Source organism: candidate division KSB1 bacterium (assembly GCA_034506335.1).
Taxonomy (GTDB): domain Bacteria; phylum Zhuqueibacterota; class Zhuqueibacteria; order JANLFK01; family Oleimicrobiaceae; genus Oleimicrobium.
The window spans coordinates 225,513-243,981 of record JAPDPR010000001.1; the positions used below are offsets into that span (position 1 = coordinate 225,513).

An 18,469-nucleotide genomic window follows, 5' to 3' on the forward strand; every position below is an offset into this window, starting at 1 on the left:
CCACAGGATGTGCCTGGCCTTCCACCAGAAACGAATGTCTTTGCCTTCGCCACGGCGGTGGCGATAAACCGCTTGACTTTTTCCCGGGAGTTTGGTACATTTCGCCAGGATAATCCAAACAAAGTACATCACTTAACGGGAAAACAGGATGCGCGCGAGACCCGTGGTGCTCGTTGCCGCGGCCGTGCTGGCATTACCCCCTATGCTTGCCCATGGTCACGAGAGTGGGTGGGGCAGTGTGGCATTTGGCCTGCAGGCAGGCTTCAGCAAACTGGAAGGTGACCTTGCCGCCTCACGCTTATGCCCAACTTTTGGCGCGCGGTTCGAGTATGCACCTGTGCCATACATGGCCCTCGGCCTATCTGCCAGCTACGCCACGCTCAACAGCCGCGATTGGCAAGAAAGGGTGGCCCTGCAGTGGGACAAGACCTTTGCGGCCCCGGTGGATGCTGAGGTCATCTTTCGGCTTTTCCCCTTGCGCCGGTTCACCCCTTATGCGAGCGTGGGCGCAGGGGCTCTCTATTGGCGGTCCCAATGGGCTGATACCATCACTATCAGAAAGGGGTGGGATGCCTTCGCCAAAGTTGGCGGCGGCCTACAGGCGCGCTTGACGAACGCAGTGACCCTTGCCATAGGGGTGGACGTGCGGGCGACTGTGGTGGATGCACTGGACAACCGGGCCAGCGGCGACGAAACGGACGGCATTCTTACTCCCCACCTTGCATTGCACTTTGTCTTCCCAACCCGCGACCCCAACGACCGCGACCACGATGGTGTGCCGCGGGAGTTAGACCTGGATGAAACCATTGCCGAGGATCAGGACGGGTACATGGACCACGACGGGGTGCCAGAAGCCAATCCTGACTTTGCTCGCTACTACCGGGGCAAAATGAAACTGGAAGAGGAGGTGCGCGAGATCGCGCGCCAGGAAGCTGCCCCCGACACCCAGCCGGTGGTCGTACACCACCCTGTACGGCGCGCCGAGCACCACAAAGCGCTGACACTGAAGGCCGACGTGTATTGCGACAGCCTGTTTGTGTGCGCGGCGCTTTACCGCCTGGACCAGAACAGCACCTGGTCCGTCGCCCCCATGGCTCCTAGTAGAAGGGTGCCTTATCGCTACGAGGCAACGATTCCCGATAGCATTGTCGAAAGCGGGTTGACGTATTTCGTGGCTGCAGTGAATGCCGAAAAGAGAGGCCTAGGATATTCGGGAGTCCCACGGCGTCCATTAACCGTGAAAGTGTTTCGGTACCCGTCGCGATGGCGGCGAGTTGGCGCAACCGTGGCGGCGCTTGGATGGGGCGCGGCCAGTTTCTGGGTGTTGCGGAGGCAAAAGTAGGGAGGAGTTATGAAACGGACGCTTGAGTGCCGCTGGTGCATCCTGGGGGCGTTGGCCATGGCGTTCCTCATCGGCTGTGCGTCGACAAAACCCAAGGAAGGACCTACTGCCGAGGAGCAATTTAACGTAGATGAACTCCTTGGCGAGAAACAGCCGGCAGCCCGGCCCACGGACAAAGACGCAGAAGAGGCGGAGGTGCTGCGCTTGCTGGGCGTGACCAAGGAAGAGAAAGCAGCGACCTCCGTTGCTGAGTCGACCAAGTCAGTCACACCTTCGGCTCAAGTGGCGGCGCTGCAGAAGCAGTTAGAGAACAAGGACCTAGAGATTGCTGCCCTGCGCTCCGAGGTGGCCAGGAAATCTGAGCGCATTGATGAACTGCAGCGCGAGCTCCGGGAGTTGAAAACGGCCCCGGCAACAACGCTGCCGTCGGGCACCCCCAGCTACGAAGGAAGATACAAACAAGCGTTGGAGACTTATCAGAAGCGCCAATACCGCCAGGCCATTACCTTGTTCGAAGCCCTTCTTGCCGAGCAGCCGAACCACAGATTGGCGGATAACTGCCAGTATTGGATTGGTGAATGCCGCTACGGACTCGGTGATTTTGAACAGGCCATTGCCGATTTTCAGAAAGTCTTTGGCCTCGGGGACCGCAACAAGAGTGACGCGGCGCAACTAAAGATCGGCCTCTGTTACCTGCGCCTGGGCGATACGCTGCGCGCCAAGGAAGAGTTTCAACGGCTGCTGGTTGAGTATCCCAAGAGCGAATTCGCGCCACGGGCGCAGAACTACTTGGACCGGCTGCAGTGACCGAGGGTTGAAAGTCCACCTTGTTGTTTGAAGGCCGCTCCACGGCCGGGGGCGAGCACGTCTGAATCCGGCTGGGCCCTACTGCCCAGGCCGGATTTTTTTGAGCTCACCCTTTCTGCCAATTGCTGGAGAAGATGACATGACGGAGAGAGAGTCGTTCGTGCATCAGAAGGAAGCTTGGGCACCCCGCGCCTGGCTGACCCGTAACGTGGCGGCCTTGAGTGCGGTCAGCCTTCTCAACGACATCAGCAGCGAGATGATCTATCCCTTGCTCCCGCTCTTTCTCACGACGGTACTCGGCGCGGGGCCGGCGTTTCTCGGCGTAGTGGAAGGGATCGCCGAGACCACTGCCAGTCTTTTGAAGCTGTTCTCCGGCTGGTTGTCCGATCGTCTGCGCCGTCGTAAAGCGCTGACGGTGGGCGGGTATGGGGTCTCCTCATTGGCGCGCCCGCTCACCGCGCTTGCTGCTGCACCTTGGCACGTTCTGGTGGTGCGCTTCTGGGACAGGGTGGGCAAAGGGGTGCGCACCGCCCCCCGCGACGCTCTGCTGGTGGCCTCTGTGCCCGCGACGAGTCGCGGCAAAGCTTTTGGCCTGCAACGGGCGATGGACCATCTGGGTGCGGTCCTCGGACCACTGATTGCTACCCTCATGCTGGGCACCGTCACCGCCAATGTGCGCACCGTGTTCTGGTGCGCGACCATCCCCGCTGCCCTCAGCATCCTGGTGCTCATCACTCTGGTGAAAGAGCATGCCGTCTCTCACACCGAGGTGACTGCGCCCACCTTAGCCTGGCGACAGTTTGACCGCCGCTTTTTCAGCTATATGGGCATCATCTTCCTCTTCACCTTGGGCAACTCCAGCGACATGTTCCTCTTGTTGCGGGCGAGTAACTTAGGAGTACCCGCAGCTCTGGTGCCGACATTGTGGATGGTCCACCACGTGGTCAAGTCCGCAACGTCTCTGCCCGGAGGCAGCCTGTCGGACCGTATCGGTAGAAAGCGCGTCATTATCGCAGGGTGGCTCGTCTACGCGCTCACATATGCCGGCTTCGCCCTCGCCCGTTCCAGCTGGCACGCCTGGACCCTTTTTGTGCTCTACGGCCTCTTCTTCGGCCTCACCGAGGGGACAGAAAAGGCTCTGGTCGCAGACTTTGTGCGACCAGAAGAACGAGGGACCGCCTACGGCCTTTTCAATTTTGCCATAGGGATTGGCGCCCTGCCGGCCAGTGTCATCATGGGTCTCTTGTGGCAGAAACTGGGGCCGGGTGTCGCCTTCGGCACCGGTGCTGCCCTGGCAGGCGTTTCCTGCCTGTTGCTCTCTCTGCTTCACGTGCCAACGTCCGGCCACCAAAAGTGACACCACGTGATGACAATGGTGCGATTCACTTTGCTCTCCCCAACCCTGGTCAGGCTAGAGTTCTCCCCCAGCGGTTCCTTTGTGGACCAGCCTTCGGTGGTGGTGACCAATCGCTCTTGGCCACGGCTGGAAGCGAAGGAGTATGCCCGTGACGGCTTCCTCTGTCTGGAGGGAGAGCGCCTCCGCATCCGGTACCGCGAGGATTCCGGCCCGTTTGCGCCCCACAACCTCGAAATCACGTATCGCCATGGGAGCCAATGGCGGAGCTGGCGGCCAGGGCAAAGCGACCCCCACAACCTGGGCGGCACCTTGCACAGCCTGGACGGCGTTTCCGAAAGTAGTCTGCCTCCTTTGCCCGACGGCATCCTCAGCCGCAGCGGCTTCTACGTGCTCCAAGACGAGCGTCACGCCTTGCTCACGCCCGAGGGGTGGCACGCTCCCCGCAAGGAACCGGATGCGCAAGACTGGTATTTCTTCGGCTATGGGACGGACTATGGTTTGGCTCTTCAAGAATACGCCCGGCTCACTGGCGCCATACCGCTGTTGCCACGCTGGACCTTTGGCGCCTGGTACTCCCGCTACTGGCCCTATAAGGAGCAGGAACTGCGCGAAGTAGTGCTTCGCTTCCAGAGGGAGGGCTTTCCCCTGGACGTGCTGGTCATCGATGTGGACTGGCATCTTCACGGCTGGGAAGGGTACGACTGGAATCCCGCTTACTTTCCTAAGCCAGAGGAGTTTCTTGCGTGGCTTCACCGCCAGGGACTCAAGGTCACTCTCAACAATCACCCCGGGCTACTTCCACGAGAGGAGAGCCGCTACGCTGAGGTGTGTGCACGACTTGGCACAGGCAGCTTGGCACCTGATGGCTCTTTCGTCTTCAATCTAGCCCTGAAGGACCACGCCGAGGTGTTCATGGACCTGCTGCACAAACCGTTTCACGCACAAGGAGTGGACTTTTGGTGGATCGACGGTGCAGCAGCGGCGGCGCCCGGTGTGAACGGGCAGATGTGGACGAACAAGGTCTACTTCGAAAAGAGTCAGTCCTACACGGGTAAGAGAGGCCTCATCTTCAGCCGCTACGGAGGACCGGGTTCCCACCGCTACCCCATCTGTTTCTCCGGCGACACTTATTCTGATTGGGGCGTGCTCCGCTACGAGATCGCCTTCACGGCGACTGCAGGCAATGTTCTGATCCCTTATTGGACGCATGACATTGGCGGCTTTTTCGGCAACAAGCTGGACGATGAGCTCTACGTGCGCTGGGTGCAATTCGGCGCATTGAGCCCTTGCCTGCGCCTGCATAGCGACCATGGCATACGCGAACCATGGCATTACAACGCCAAAGCCCAACGCATCGTGCGCCACTTCTTTCAGCTCCGCTACCGCTTGCTACCGTACCTCTACACCTATGCGCACGAGGCCCATCAGAGAGCCTTGCCCCTCTGCCGACCCCTTTACTTGGAGTGGCCGCACGTTGAAGAGGCATATACTTATCCTCACGAATACCTTTTGGGACGCGAACTTCTGGTTGCACCGATCGACGAGCCGGGTCGGCGTAGGGTGGCCACAAAAGAAGTCTATTTCCCACCGGGCGCATGGGTGGACCTCTTTACCGGCAGACGCATCCAGGGGCCAAAGGTGGCGGTGTGGCGCTCGTCTCTGGCGGAGATGCCGCTCTTTGCCCGCGCAGGCGCTATCATCCCCCAGGCCAACGAAGCGCGCAGCGGCACCCCTGAGACGCTCAGCATCGACGTCTACACGGGCTCTGCCGGCTCGTTTGCGCTCTACGAAGATGACGGCGAGACGCTGGCCTTCCAGAGCGGCCAATACCGCATCACGCCTATCATCTACGAAATCATTTCCGGGCACCATAGGGTGACCTTGGGGCCAGCAACCGGGAGTTATCCCAGTGCGCCGAAGGCCCGGGCCTATGTGGTTCGGTTAGTTGGGCTTCCAAAGCCGGCAGGGGTAGCCTTGAACGGCCGCAACTTGCCCCAGGCGCGGAGCAAAAGGGTTCTTGACACCAGCGAACAGGCGTGGCATTTTGACAAGAAGGCTCGTTGGGTGCTGGTCAAAACCGGACTTCGCTCCCCGAGCGAGCCGATAGTCATCTCGGTAAACTGCACAGCGGACGCCGAGTATTTGCAGCTCCTGGCTACTGCCGAACACTGCCTGCACCAGGTAGAAAGGGTGGCTAAGCTGGTACCGACCGAATCTGTGTGGGCGCCGTTGAGGCGTGAGGTGTGGACCCTAAAGAAGCGGGTCCACGCATATTGGAAGGGGGCTGTAAGTGGGACGGCGGGAAAGGAGCTGCTGCGCAATGAACTTGAAGGAACTACCGCGACCCTGCGTGGCCTCGCAGAGCGTGTGGCACGTTTGCCAGATACGGGGAGACACCGCGCTCTCCTTGAGCAGCTCTTTGAGCTTGTGGCATGCCCACGGCTGGGCGAGGTGCTCGGCGGCCAGGCCACCTTGCCTATTTCCTGCACCTTCGCCTCTGGCGCGGTTGCACCTCCCATCCTGGTGCGTAGCCGACTGGAAGTGAGCCCGGAGTGGCAGCACTGTGTGCAAGGAAGCGAGATAGTAGAGGGGAAACTGCTGCCAGGCGAGGTGTTCACGGTTCGGTTCCTCGTGACGCCTCCGACGCGCTTCAGCGTCGACCGCGTATTTTTCAAGCTGAACAATTCGTTGCGCTGGAACAACCAGGAATTTGACTACCCGGCGGAGTTTGTCTTCCCGGCGACGTTTCTGCAGGCATACCACCTGATAGGACCTTTCGACAATCTTGATGGGCAGGCGTTGGACCGGATGGAACCGCCGGAGTACGAAATTGACCTCGGTGCGCGCTACCAGGGCAGGTTTGGGCAGGTACGTTGGCAGAAGTGGCAGTGGCGTCCACCCCGTCGGTCCACCGGCGCAGTGTTTATCAACTTGCGCAACACCATCTGGTCCGGGCATGATGTAGCCGCCTATGCCGTGACCGAGCTGGAAAGCCCCAAGGAGATGCAGGTGCTCTTTGCCCTGGGCTCCACTGGCGGGTATCGGCTGTGGGTGAACGGGGAGATGGTGCACGTACATCGCCAGCAAAGGCCGGCAGAGATTGGACAGGATCGCCTCCTTGTTCACCTCCGCGCCGGCCGCAACCGCGTGCTCATCAAGTCGGCGCACACGGGGGGGAGCTGGGGCTTTTTCCTTCAGGTAACCGATACGCGTGGGCGACCCGTTCCCGGGCTGATCAACACGTACGTCGAGTGACCCAAGGAAGGGTGAATCAGGCCGATGGTCATCGAGTCTCTGCAGCTGCGCAATTATCGACGCTTTCGATTTTTGGAGCTGGAGTTTCCCGAGAACTTGATCGGCATCATTGGGCCCAACGGGGCCGGCAAGAGCACGATCGTCGAAGCGCTGGGGTGGGCGCTGTATGGCAACCGCATCGTGCGCACCGACAAGTCCGACGTCCGCTCCCAATTCGCCTCAGTGCGCGACGTGTGCGCTGCAGAGCTGGTGTTCTCATGTGCAGGCCATCAATACCGAGTCGTGCGCCAACTAAAGGGGAAAAATGCGATTGCCGAGGCGGCCATCTACAGGGACGGGGTCGAAACGCCCGCAGCCGTGCAAGATTCTGGCGTCACCGAATTTGTGGAAAAGCTCCTGGGCCTGGACTACCAGTCGTTTTTTGCTTCGGTGTTTGCCAGACAAAAGGAGTTGGACACCTTTTCGCGCCTCGCTACGGCCGAGCGCCTCAAGTGCATTAACCGGCTCATCAACATCGAGCAGATTGACCGCATCCGGGAGCAGGTACGGCAGGATCGCAACAGGCGCCGCGATTACAGCGATGGCCTTAGGGCGAGTCTCAAGGACGAAAGGCTCCTCCGGGAGCAACTCGCCCAGCTCGAGGCGCGCATTGCTGACAAGAAGGTCCAGGAAGGGCAGGCAAAGGCCGCTTTGGAAAAGGCACGGCAGGCGTTGCGCAAGGCCAAGACCCAGCTCGAGGCGCTGAGTGTCACGCGCGACCGCTTTGTCCAGCTCTCCTCACGCCAGGAGCACCTCACTGGCGCCATAAGGCAATGGCAGGAATCTCTGGCCAGCGCCAGGCGCCAGCTGGAAGAGCTAGAGCAAGCAAAGGTGAGACTGGAGCAGATGGCGCCTCAACTGAAAGAGCTCTCTGGGGTGCGTGCCGAGAAGGAGCGTCTGGACAAGGCCGCGACCGCCTTTGCCTCACGCCAAGCAAAGGAAGCCGAACTGGCGCGCCTCCGGCAGCAGATGGAAAGCCTTTCAAGTTCCATCGCCGAGCTGGAAAGCACGGCGGCAACGCTGGGCCAACTCACCGCCCAACTGGAGGAAGTGAGCGCCAGCATCGGAGTACTCGAGAGGCAACTCGAAAAGGCCGAGGAACACATTCGACAATTGGCCTCAGACCGGAAAACAGTCGAGAACAGAGGCATAGATCTGCGGCACAAAAGGGAACAAGTGGAACAGTTGGGGCCCACGGGTCCCTGTCCTGTCTGCACCCGCCCCCTCGGCGAGCAGCACGCCGCTGTGCTCCGCAACTTTACGCAGCAGCTGGAGCAGCTCCGCCAGGACTACCGTCGCTATCAGGAGCAGGAACGCCTCGCCATTCAAGAGCGCACCCGCAGCAAGGAGGAGCTTGCCAGACTCCGTCGCCTCCAGGAGGAGCTCTTGCCAAAGAGACAGTCCGCCTTCGAGGCGTCCAAGCAGTTGGCACAGGCGCAGAGGCTTCTGACCGAGCACCAACAAAGGTGTAGGGTCTTGGAGCAAGAGATCGCCGCCCTCGGACCCATCGCCTATGATGAGAAGACCCACCAAACCCTCAAGCGGCGCTTAGACGAGCTGACCGACTTGCATAATCAGGCCCTCACCCTCCAAGGTACGGTGAACCAGCGCCCGCGTGTGGAGGCGGAAGTCACACGGCTGCAGCGCTCCATCGAAACGGCAACCGCAGAGCTTGCCGAACTGCGCGAGGAAATCAACTCTGTCGGGTTCGACGAGCAGGCCTACCAGCAGGCCCGTGAAGAAGTAGAGAGGTGCACACAGATGGTAGAAAAGCACCAGGATGAGCACTACCAGGTGCGCGAGGAGCTTCTCTCTCTGACAAAGGAAAAGGAGCGGGTCCTGGCTGAATTGGATGAGCACCAACGGCAGTTGCAGGCAATCGCCGAGGCTGAAGATGAGGCGCGCTATTTGGACCTCTTAGACTATCACTTCGACCGATTCCGGCAGGAACTTGCCAACCGCTTGCGCCCGTTGATTGCCGCGCGAGCCTCCGAGCTGCTTCGTCTTACCACGCAAGGACGCTATTCGCTCCTGGAGCTGGACCACGAATACAACGTCCGCCTTTACGATGGTACGACGCCCTACCCTCTGGCCCGCTTTTCCGGCGGCGAGCAGGACCTCACCAATCTCTGCCTGCGCATCGCCATCAGCCAAGTGGTAGCTGAGCGGAGTGGCGTGACACCCATGAATTTCATCGTCCTGGACGAGATTTTTGGCTCCCAGGACGAACATCGGCGCGAACTGATCCTCAACGCACTGAACACGCTGTCGGCGCGCTTCCGGCAGATATTTGTCATAACCCACATAGAACAGGTGCGCGACAGCCTCCCTGTAGTCATTAGCGTGGCAGAACAAGGAGAACACGAGAGCGTCGCACGCTTCGTGTAGGAAGGGGTGGGTGAGAAGAGCCTCGGGGAAAGGTGGGAGACCCGACCCTGGCGAAAGGCTGCACAGGCATAGTGGGCCCGAGAAAGATGCCATCAACAAGGAAGCCATGCGCCCAACTCGCCACCACGAGGGCAGACAACACAGGCACTCGCCCTCTTGCTCCTTTGCAACGGCCCCGATCGCGCTCGCACCCCTCGTGGTGCGCAATGCTTCCCCTAAAAGCTCGCTCCGCACCTGCCCGGGGGGCCTGCAATAGTCGGTTCGCTGCCTAGCAACCTGCCGGTCTCTGCCCGTCGTATCCGTGAGAAGCCAGGTGCTCCCGACGCGACATCGCGCTCAGCGAGACCCCCTCGCTCCACGCGCACGCCATGCCGACCATGGTCACGCTGAACACGGCTGTGGCATGGGCCACCACAGCAAAGCTCAGGGCCACGCTCTTGTCAACCCCGAACAGGGTGAGCGACAACACGGCCAGGTAGTGGTAGGTACCCACGTAACCGGGCGAGGAGGGAACCACGATGCTTATGGTGGTGATGACCAGCACCACCAGTGCTGCAGACAATCCCACCCCAGAGCCGGCTAGGCCAAATGCGAGCATCACGCAGTAGAGGTTCACCAGGTACCCCACCCAAAGCAGCACCGATATGACCGCCACCACTGGGTAGTCTGCGGATCGGCGGAGCGGCATCAAGCCGGCGACAAAATCGCGCAGGAGGCGGAGAGCGCGTTCACGGAGGCCCTGGCCAAATGGGCGCAAGCAAGAGTTCGCCAGACGCAGCGCTGGCTCGGTCTTTACCTTTAGCAGCACTAAGAAGAGCACCAACGCGGCCGTGGCGCCCAACATCAGGTATCCGCTGGTGCCCACCTCGCTGGGGATGGCCACGGAGGGCGGGAAAGGCCTCAGAGTCAGCGTCAAGGCGGTGATCAGCAGCAACGACACCATGTCGATGACCCGCTCCAACGCTATCGTGGCAAAGACGGCGCTCCCCGAAAGCTTTTCTTTTCGGCCGATCACATAGGCACGCACCAGCTCCCCCAAGTGCGCCGGCAAGAGCGTATTGGCGAAGTAACCAACCATGAGGGCCGAAAAGAGCGGCCAGAGGCGGATGTGCTTCACAGGGTCCAGCAGGTATTGGTGGCGCACGGCCCGCAGCCAGTGGGCCGTGAAGAGGGCAGCTACCCCGGGCAGCAGGTACCAATAGTTGGCTTGCCGAAATGCTTCAGCCATCCGATGGGCGTCCACTTTGCGAAAGGCGATCCACAGGAAAAAAATGCTCAACGCGATCCCCAGCGCCATCTTCCACCTGTTTCCGTTCCGCGCCACTCCTGTTCTCCCTTGCTTTACCTTCTCATGCCTCCCGGTCGTCGTGCCTACACGTGAAAGCGGAACGTGATGACGTCTCCGTCTTGGACTATGTACTCCTTCCCTTCCAGACGGAGGAGGCCCTTGTCGCGGCAGCGGGCCAGCGAGCCCTGCGCTTGGAGGTCCGCTATGCTGACCACTTCCGCGCGAATGAAGCCGCGCTCAATGTCGCTATGGATTGCGCCAGCTGCTTGCCTGGCCGTGGCGCCGCGTGGGATCGTCCAGGCACGCACCTCGTCGCTCACGTAGGTGAAAAAGGTCAGTAAGCCAAGCAGCTCGTAGGACTGCCGCACGATTCTGGACATGGCCGGCTCTTCAATCCCCATCTCCGTGCAAAAGACTGCGGCTTCCTCCGGTTCGAGCTCGGCCAGTTCCATTTCCATTTTAGCGCAGGCAGCCGACACCATGCACCCAGGGCCTCCAATGAGATCTGCGTGTGCAGCTACAATAGCCTGCGCTTCAGGAAGCTGCGCTTCGCCGATATTCAGCACCACCAGCATCGGCTTTCGGGTGAGAAACTGGTAAGGGCGGACAAGCCGCTCTTCTTCTGCGCTGAGATCAAGCTGGCGTAAGGGCTGCTCCTTCTCCAGAAGCGCAAGGCAGCGCTCCATGAGCACGACTTCACGCTGCTCATCTGCGCTGTGCGTCTTGAGCACACTCTTTCGTAGTTTGTCCAACCTGTGCTCCACGATGCCCAGGTCAGAGAGGAGGAACTCCATGGCAAGGAGGCCAAAGTCGCGCCTGGCGTCGATACTGCCTTCCGGGTGCGGCACCGTTTGGTCGACAAAGAGGCGCAGGACCACCAGCAGCGCATCGAAGACTCGCACTCTGCCCAAGAGCTGGTCACCAAGCCCACTCTTTTTGCTCGCCCCTTTTTCTACCCCGGCAAGGTCGGTGTATTCGACGGTGGTAGGAGTGACCTTCTTCGGCTGAAAAAGCTGCGCGAGGAAATCCAGCCGGGGATCCGGGACTTTGACTACGCCCACATGTGCCTCCTCTTTTGCCCCGAGGAAGCTATCAACTCGTGCATGGCCGCGAGTCAGGGCGTTGAAAAGCGTGGTTTTGCCGCAGAGCGGCAGACCGACGATTCCTATGCGCACGCCACTCTCTCCTTACGCGTTGACGCACTCACAGGCTCTCCCCCCATTGCTACGAGCGGTTCCCGAGAAACTTCGTCACACTTGTTCCTTCCGGCACCTGAGCGATCAATTCCCGCGCCAAGGTGTTCGCGAGGAATGCCAATCCAGACCCATGCCCTCTTTCCCCAAGCCTTTACCGACAGAGAAGGACCTTCTGCCACCCTTCTTGGCTGCCCGCCTGCAGCCTCACCAGGTAGAGTCCGCTCGGAAGGGGCGACCCCGAGGGGGAACGTGCAGGCCACCGTACGGAATGCTCCCCTGCGGCGAGGCCATGGTGGCGCCAGCTCCAAACCAACCTCCCGCTCAGGTCATAGACCTGCACCAACACTGGTGCCGGCGCAGGAAGCGCAAATCGTATGCTCGCCTCTGCGCTACACGGGTTAGGAAAAGCTGGATACAGCGCACACGACGTGGGCATGGGGACCTGTGACTGCCGCGGCACGTCTAGGAGCAGCTCCCCGTTTGCGGCATCCAGGACAATCTCGAGAGATTCGCTCTGACCTGGCGCCGTGTAGGTCACAACCCACGCCGCGCGGCCAGGCAGGGCAGCAAGCCAGCCGCGCCCCAGCACCGCAGTACATGTGGCGCCGGGATAGCGCTCGCGGAAGCTCCTACCGCCCGCGTGCTCAGCAGCGCGCAGCGCCTCTCGGCTGTCCATCCAGGGCAGTGGCAGGTGGGCGACGCTGGGCGAGGCGAAGACCTGCAGCTCGGCAACCACCATCCCGTCGGCGCTCACCAGCACGAGTCCGCTATCGGGGCCGGGTCGCGAGAAGACATAGGCCCATGCGGCACACGCTCCGGAAGAGTCCACATCCTCTGACCAGGAGAGCACAGCCGCCAATCCCGTGCGTGGTCCCCAGTTCTGAGCCCTTGTTTGTGCGGGCGCAAGCGCCTCCAGTGCTGTTCTCGGCCCGCTGGGGAACCGATGCATGACGTTGCCCGTGGCCGGGTCCACAAGCACCACCAGGAATTCCCGGCTGTCGTTTCCAGCAAAAAGCACCCGCCAGGCTGCGCCAAGCTCTGCCGCTAATGGCGCCCGTGGGGCCACCTCGAGTGCCCAACGCGCCAGCAACTCCTCCGGCGGCGCAGGCGCGGGCGTCAAAACCAGCTCGGTGACCGGCTCGAGGGGCGAAAGAGGGTCAAGCCACAGGAGTTCGGCACTGATACGCCCCCCGGAAACATGGCCGAGAAACTCTTCCCCTCCGGCGGCACGTGCGGCTTCCACCGCCTGCTTGCTGTCTATCCAGTACTGCGGCAACTGCCACTGCCTGAGGCCCTCAACTCGCAGCGTATCCTCCCGCACACCGTAAGGCGTGACGGCCACGTCCACTCTGCTGCCAGCGGTGGCGGAAAAACGGAACCTCCACTGCCAGGCGCACCCGTCCTCCCCCACGCTGCCGCCGGCGTAGCTCAGGACTGGTGTGCCGCCCAGTGCGGTGCTCGCTGCTTCCTGGGCCGCCGCGAGCGCCTCCTGCGCGCTCAATGTGCACCGGGAAAACACCCTGACCACCTGCCCCGCAAACGGCTCGATCAGGACTTCTCTGAACATCCCCCCCTCACCATAGCAGTGGACGCGCCACAAAGGTTCCAGGTGCAGGCCCCAGAGGTGTTCTGGGCGCGCGTAGGGCAAGGGCAGGTGGCGGCTGGACCAACCGAGTTCCATGCGCACGCTATCGATGGAGACTGGCGTGAGCAGCAAGCGCTCAAGGGCCGCCCAGGCACTGTCCATGACCGCAGGGCTGTCAACCCATCCTTGGGGAAGGCTCTGGAAGAGATCGCCGTGCGGCGGGCCGGACTCGTAACCGCAGAGCCTCCCCACCGAGACTACAGACCGATGCGAGTCCCGGTCTGCCGAATGGAATTGGGCTTGCCATTCCCATGCCCTCCCCGTGCTCTCCGCTGCTCTGCTCACCAGGTAGAAAGGCGCTGCATCACCGGCCCATGTTCGGGCCAGGCCCGATTGGCTGCTGATCGCCTCGCGCGCTGTCTGCGGCACCAGCCAAGGCCTCAGAACAAGGTCCAGCCCCCTTCGCACCTCACCGTCACCCAGCACGAGGCTATCGGGTTTGAGGTCGAAATTGGCATCCACCATGCCCCAGGCGTCATCGAAAAGGCTCAACTCCCCATCGCCATTGAGGTCTCTAACTGCAATGGGATACCAGGTGCCAGCCGGCACATACTTTACCGCAAAGAGGCCATCTCCCCTTTGGGCAACTGCGGCGCAGGTCGCCTTGTCCGCGCAGAGGTAGAACCTGCCGCTTCTGGCGATGTCCAGGAGGGTTCTTCCGTCAAAAGGGTCCCCTTTCATCAACGCCACGAAAGACCCCACCGGACTACGTTCCGGGCATGTCAGCGTCCCGGATATCGAGCCTTTGGGCAGAGAGTCCGCCGTAGTAAAGGCGAGGGTATAGGGCGGTTCCAGCATCTCACCTGTCACACTGCGGGCGCCCAGGACGGTGTACTGCACCCTGCTGCCGGCCTTCAGCGTGATCTCCAGGAATAGAGCCTTACCGTCAATGCTTAAGGAACGCATAGGTCCCTGCAGGACCGCTTCGCGTGGACTCAGGCCGTCGTTGACGAACGACCCGGCCGTGATAAAGTGCGCGCCGGCATCCAGCGGGTGCGTGAACACCACCGTGATCCTTGGGCTGGTGCTCACGGCAGTAGTGCCATCCATTGGCGCCGTGGAAATGACACTCAGTTGCGCAAATGCCTGTGTCGCCCAGCACAAGCAAGCCCACCTCGCCACCAATGAACGGACGCCGCGCCTGAGATCCCCACCACTCATCCTCCGCTCCTCCCATTTGCTGGGTCCCAGTGCCTCCTTGTGGCGCTATTCCCTCAACGCGTACCCTTCTGCACGCGCCACATAGGCGGCACAGGTAATATCCCCCGTGACGTTCAGGACTGTACGGCACATGTCCAGGATGCGGTCCACGCCCAGAATAATTGCGATCCCCTCCGCTGGCACGCGGACCATGGTCAAAACGATGATCAGAAGAGGGATGGAACCAGACGGCACACCGGCTGCTCCGACCGCAGTCAGCACGCTCATGATCACCACCACCACCTGCACTCCGAACGAAAGCTGCACCCCGAACACCTGCGCCAAGAACAGCACCGTCACCCCCTCAAAGAGCGCCGTGCCGTTCATGTTCATCGTGGCACCCAGCGGGAGCACAAACCCAGCAATCTTTTGCGGAATGCCCAGGTTCTCCTGTGCCACGGCCATGGTCGTCGGCAGAGTGGCACTGCTGGAGCTGGTGGAAAAGGCGGTGAGCATGACCGTCTGTACCTTTCGGAAGAACTTGAGCGGACTATAGCGGGCGAATGTGGCGATCAAGACCGAGAATGTCGCAAACTGGTGGATCGCCAGCCCACCCAGTACCGTCACGACGTACACAGCCAGAGCCGAGAGCAGGTCAAAACCAAAGCGAGAGGTGACGCTGAAGATGAGCGCGGCCACGCCGTACGGCGCCAACCGCATGGCGATGCCGATCAAGGCAATGGTCACGTCGTTGACGGATTCGAGGAGGTGGATAAGAGGCAATGCTCTGGGCTTGGCCACAAGAGTGAGAGCGACCCCTACCATGAGGGACACGAAAATCAGTGCGAGCATGTCCGGGTTGGGCTTGGCCACCGCCGCAAAGGGGTTGCGCGGTACGATGTTCACCAAAGTCTGAATGCCAAATTGCGCCTGCTCGGCCGCCCCTTTGGCCTCCTCTGCCTGGGTCGAGTACGTAGCAAGAAGCTGCTCCTTGGTACTCTGCGGCAGGCGGTCACCCGGGCGGATGAGGTTCACAAGCACCAAACCAATGATGACCGCCACTGCGGTGACTAACAGGAAGTAGCACATGGTGCGCAAGCCCACGCGACCCAACTGACGCAGGTCCCCTATTTGCGCCACGCCCAGGGCAAGACTGGAAAAGACCAGAGGGATGACCACCATGATCAGCATGTTCAGGAAAATCCGCCCCAACGGGTCGGTGAGGTACTTTTGCACCGTCTGCACACCGGGGGCTTGGGGGAAAAACACATTGCACAACACGCCACAGGTGGCGCCGACCACCAGGCCGAGGAAAATCTTGGTGTGTCGAGCCCTCCGGCGACGGGCAGGCTTCGCTTCCTGGACATCGGCCAGCATTGCGCACTCCCTGGTTTGCTTACCGCTTTGCGATGAGAGGTGCTTTTCGTAGTGAGAATTTCCGGAAAATCCAGCAAAGAAGCAAGGGAAAAAATCGCCCTGGCATTTTCCTGTTGATTATTTGCGGTGATTCTGCTAACTTGGAACAATGAATTGTCCAACTGCCTTGCGGAGGGCTTTTCAGTGGCAGAAACATTTGCCGATCGCTTGCAACAGGTGACCCAGGAGAAGGAAAGCCTTCTTTGCGTGGGTCTGGACATCGAACAGGAGCGGCTGCCAGTCCACCTTGGGGGTGGTACGAGGGCCATGGTCGAATTTGGGCGCGCCGTCATTGAGGCCACCCACGATCTCGCGGCCGCCTACAAACTCAACTTTGCCTTTTTCGAAGCCCACGGCTCTGAAGGGTGGCATGCACTGGAACAGTTGCGCGCGGCGATCCCGTCTGATTGTCTGGCAATCGGCGACGCCAAGCGCGGCGATATCGGCAATACGGCCCGTCTGTATGCGAAGGCGATCTTTGAACTCCTCGACTTTGACGCTGCCACGGCTAATCCGCTGTTCGGTTACGACGCGGTGGAACCGTTTCTTGCCAGCCCGAGGCACGGGGTGTTTTTCCTGTGTCTGACGTCGAATCCAGGGGCTAAGGATTTTCAATACTTCTCCGATGGCCAGGTGCGCTTGTTCGAATACACGGCCACCGTGGTAAACCGCTGGAACAGGCTGGGCAATTGCGGCCTGGTCGTGGGTGCGACCCACAGCAATGAATTGGCGGCGGTACGACGCCTTGCTCCTACGTTACCCTTTCTCATCCCTGGGATCGGGGCCCAAGGAGGAGATCTGGAAGCGGCCGTCGCGAATGGAACAGATGACCGTGGCGGTCTAGCCCTGTTTAATTCGAGCAGGGGGATTATCTTCAAGTCTTCCGGGCGGGATTTTGCCGAAGCTGCGCGCGCCGAGGCACAATCCTTGCGCGATGCCATCAATGCCGCGCGGGCTCGCAAACGGAGCCGGTGAGGATCGTCCTGGCACGTACACGTGACACTTTCAACACAGGAGGCTCATGGTGGAACGAGAACAAGTCATGCGCATATTCCGGGGCAGTGGCGGGCTGTTGGAAGGGCATTTCCTGCTGAGCTCTGGGCTGCACAGCCCTCAATACTTCCAGTGCGCCAAGGTCCTGCAGTACCCCCACTACGCCGAAGCCCTTTGCGGCGAGATCGCGGAGCATTTTGCCGATGCGGACGTGGATGTAGTCATTGCGCCCGCCATTGGCGGAATCGTGGTGGCGCAGGAGGTGGGCAGGCAGCTGAGCAGGCGTTCCATCTGGGCCGAGCGCGAAGAAGACAAGATGTGCCTCCGTCGTGGCTTTGAGCTGCAACCAGGTGAGCGAGTGCTGGTTGTGGAGGACGTCATTACCACCGGCGGCTCAGTGCGCGAGGTCATGGCCTTAGCCACCGAGGCCGGATGCGAGGTGGTGGGCCTTGGCGCCATCGTGGACCGCAGTGGCGGCAAAGCCAAGTTTGAGGTTGACCTCTTCTCGGTCATGCGCCTTGAGGTCGTCACCTATTCCCCGGACAAATGCCCGTTGTGCAAACGGGGCCTGCCACTTGTCAAGCCAGGCAGCCGGAAGCGTTGAACAGATGGAGAGGTCGGAACAATCGAGGCGTTTCACATCTATGCCCTTGTGCGTCATCGTCAATCCCAAGGCGGCAAACGGCAGGGCCGGTCGTGAGTGGCCCGTCTGTGCTCGCGTGTTGAGCGATGTCCTGAAGGAGCCTTTTGAGGTCCGTTTCACGGAGCGAGCCGGCCATGCTATCGAGCTAGCGCGGGAGGCCGCGGCGCAAGGCTTCGACCTGGTAGTCGCCGCAGGGGGCGATGGCACGGTCAACGAGGTGGTTAATGGCCTTGCGGCAGCACTCGCCCACACGCGCTTGGGAATCCTTTCCCTGGGAACTGGGAAGGACCTTGTCAAGACCTTGGGTATTCCACCTGATATTCGGCGTGCCGCCGAGGTGCTTGCGGGAGGCACGGTGCGGCGTGTGGACCTCGGGCGGGCAATTTTTGTGGATCATCAGGGAGGACACAACCAGCGCCTCTTTGTCAACGTGGGAGATGTGGGATTCAGCGGCGCGGTGGTAGCTCGCGTTAACCGCAGTAGCAAGGCCCTCGGAGGCTTTCTCTCCTACCTGGGTGGCTTGGTGACCACACTGGCAACGTACTCTAACAAACTGGTGCACTTGACGATCGATGAGGTCATCGACGAGATCGTCACGGTGAACGCGGTGGTTGTCGCCAATGGCCAATACTTTGGAGGTGGCATGTGGGTGGCACCCGAGGCCCGCGCCGACGACGGGCTGTTCGAGGTGGTGGTCATCGGCGATGTGGGTAGGCTGGAGGTCATTGGCAATGTGCCCAGACTCTATCGCGGTACCCTGGGCGCCCACCCCAAGGTGCGCTATTTCCGCGGCCGGCGGGTGACGGTGACCTCGGGTGACGAGGTGCTGCTGGACTTGGACGGGGAGCAACCCGGTCGAGCGCCCGTAACCTTTGAACTCCTGCCGCAGGCGCTCTCTTGCCTTGTGCCCGCTTGAGGGATCGACAGAAGACAGGAGGGCCCCCACCACCGTGATGGGGG

Annotated in this window: 12 protein-coding genes; 8 read left to right on the forward strand and 4 right to left on the reverse strand. The window is 61.0% G+C overall.

The features are described 5' to 3' along the window. The first annotated feature begins 148 nt into the window (after positions 1-148). The 5 genes from ONB25_00975 (at position 149) to ONB25_00995 (ending at position 9,188) form a co-directional block, all read left to right on the forward strand. Positions 149-1,342 (forward strand): hypothetical protein, encoded by a 1,194-nt coding sequence (locus ONB25_00975; GenBank protein MDZ7391461.1) that lies wholly within the window; start codon positions 149-151, stop codon positions 1,340-1,342. 9 nt (positions 1,343-1,351) lie between these two features. After that, positions 1,352-2,149, forward strand: coding sequence for a tetratricopeptide repeat protein (locus tag ONB25_00980; GenBank protein ID MDZ7391462.1), 798 nt, complete (start codon positions 1,352-1,354; stop codon positions 2,147-2,149). 139 nt (positions 2,150-2,288) lie between these two features. After that, positions 2,289-3,506, forward strand: coding sequence for an MFS transporter (locus ONB25_00985; protein ID MDZ7391463.1), 1,218 nt, complete (start codon positions 2,289-2,291; stop codon positions 3,504-3,506). Between the two features lie 15 nt (positions 3,507-3,521). Beyond that, a complete protein-coding gene (locus ONB25_00990; GenBank protein MDZ7391464.1) occupies positions 3,522-6,761 on the forward strand; it encodes a DUF5110 domain-containing protein in 3,240 nt (1,079 codons plus the stop codon). A 24-nt stretch (positions 6,762-6,785) separates the two neighbouring features. Continuing rightward, positions 6,786-9,188: an SMC family ATPase gene (locus ONB25_00995; protein ID MDZ7391465.1), complete on the forward strand. Its 2,403-nt coding sequence runs from the start codon at positions 6,786-6,788 to the stop codon at positions 9,186-9,188. Positions 9,189-9,456: 268 nt separating this feature from the next. Here the strand turns inward: ONB25_00995 and ONB25_01000 are convergent, their stop codons facing one another. The 4 genes from ONB25_01000 to ONB25_01015 all read right to left on the reverse strand — a co-directional run bounded on the left by ONB25_01000 (position 9,457) and on the right by ONB25_01015 (position 15,834). After that, complete coding sequence (locus tag ONB25_01000) at positions 9,457-10,512, reverse strand: flippase-like domain-containing protein (GenBank protein ID MDZ7391466.1); 1,056 nt, start codon at positions 10,510-10,512, stop codon at positions 9,457-9,459. A gap of 47 nt (positions 10,513-10,559) precedes the next feature. Further along, positions 10,560-11,651: a redox-regulated ATPase YchF gene (ychF, locus tag ONB25_01005; GenBank protein ID MDZ7391467.1), complete on the reverse strand. Its 1,092-nt coding sequence runs from the start codon at positions 11,649-11,651 to the stop codon at positions 10,560-10,562. 172 nt (positions 11,652-11,823) lie between these two features. Next, positions 11,824-14,478, reverse strand: coding sequence for a T9SS type A sorting domain-containing protein (locus ONB25_01010; GenBank protein ID MDZ7391468.1), 2,655 nt, complete (start codon positions 14,476-14,478; stop codon positions 11,824-11,826). Between the two features lie 45 nt (positions 14,479-14,523). Then, positions 14,524-15,834, reverse strand: a complete 1,311-nt coding sequence (locus tag ONB25_01015; GenBank protein ID MDZ7391469.1) for a dicarboxylate/amino acid:cation symporter — start codon at positions 15,832-15,834, stop codon at positions 14,524-14,526. 183 nt (positions 15,835-16,017) lie between these two features. Here ONB25_01015 and pyrF point away from each other — a divergent pair, with 183 nt between their 5' ends. Genes pyrF through ONB25_01030 form a run of 3 tightly spaced genes read left to right on the forward strand, consistent with a single transcriptional unit; the run spans position 16,018 to position 18,425 of the window. Next, positions 16,018-16,848 carry an orotidine-5'-phosphate decarboxylase gene (gene pyrF, locus ONB25_01020; protein MDZ7391470.1) on the forward strand — a complete coding sequence of 277 codons (831 nt, stop codon included), beginning with the start codon at positions 16,018-16,020 and terminating at the stop codon, positions 16,846-16,848. Between the two features lie 46 nt (positions 16,849-16,894). Next, a complete protein-coding gene (gene pyrE, locus ONB25_01025) occupies positions 16,895-17,470 on the forward strand; it encodes an orotate phosphoribosyltransferase (GenBank protein MDZ7391471.1) in 576 nt (191 codons plus the stop codon). A gap of 4 nt (positions 17,471-17,474) precedes the next feature. Then, entirely contained in the window at positions 17,475-18,425 is a 951-nt protein-coding gene (locus tag ONB25_01030) for a diacylglycerol kinase family lipid kinase (GenBank protein ID MDZ7391472.1), read from the forward strand. Positions 18,426-18,469: the final 44 nt, after the last annotated feature.

Bases quoted from the DNA above. Each gene is read 5' to 3' on its own strand.
- ONB25_00975 (MDZ7391461.1), top strand. From the start codon at position 149: ATGCGCGCGAGACCCGTGGTGCTCGTTGCCGCGGCCGTGCTGGCATTA.
- ONB25_00980 (MDZ7391462.1), top strand. From the start codon at position 1,352: ATGAAACGGACGCTTGAGTGCCGCTGGTGCATCCTGGGGGCGTTGGCC.
- ONB25_00985 (MDZ7391463.1), top strand. From the start codon at position 2,289: ATGACGGAGAGAGAGTCGTTCGTGCATCAGAAGGAAGCTTGGGCACCC.
- ONB25_00990 (MDZ7391464.1), top strand. From the start codon at position 3,522: ATGGTGCGATTCACTTTGCTCTCCCCAACCCTGGTCAGGCTAGAGTTC.
- ONB25_00995 (MDZ7391465.1), top strand. From the start codon at position 6,786: ATGGTCATCGAGTCTCTGCAGCTGCGCAATTATCGACGCTTTCGATTT.
- ONB25_01010 (MDZ7391468.1), bottom strand. From the start codon at position 14,478: ATGAGTGGTGGGGATCTCAGGCGCGGCGTCCGTTCATTGGTGGCGAGG.
- ONB25_01015 (MDZ7391469.1), bottom strand. From the start codon at position 15,834: ATGCTGGCCGATGTCCAGGAAGCGAAGCCTGCCCGTCGCCGGAGGGCT.
- pyrE (MDZ7391471.1), top strand. From the start codon at position 16,895: ATGGTGGAACGAGAACAAGTCATGCGCATATTCCGGGGCAGTGGCGGG.
- ONB25_01030 (MDZ7391472.1), top strand. From the start codon at position 17,475: ATGGAGAGGTCGGAACAATCGAGGCGTTTCACATCTATGCCCTTGTGC.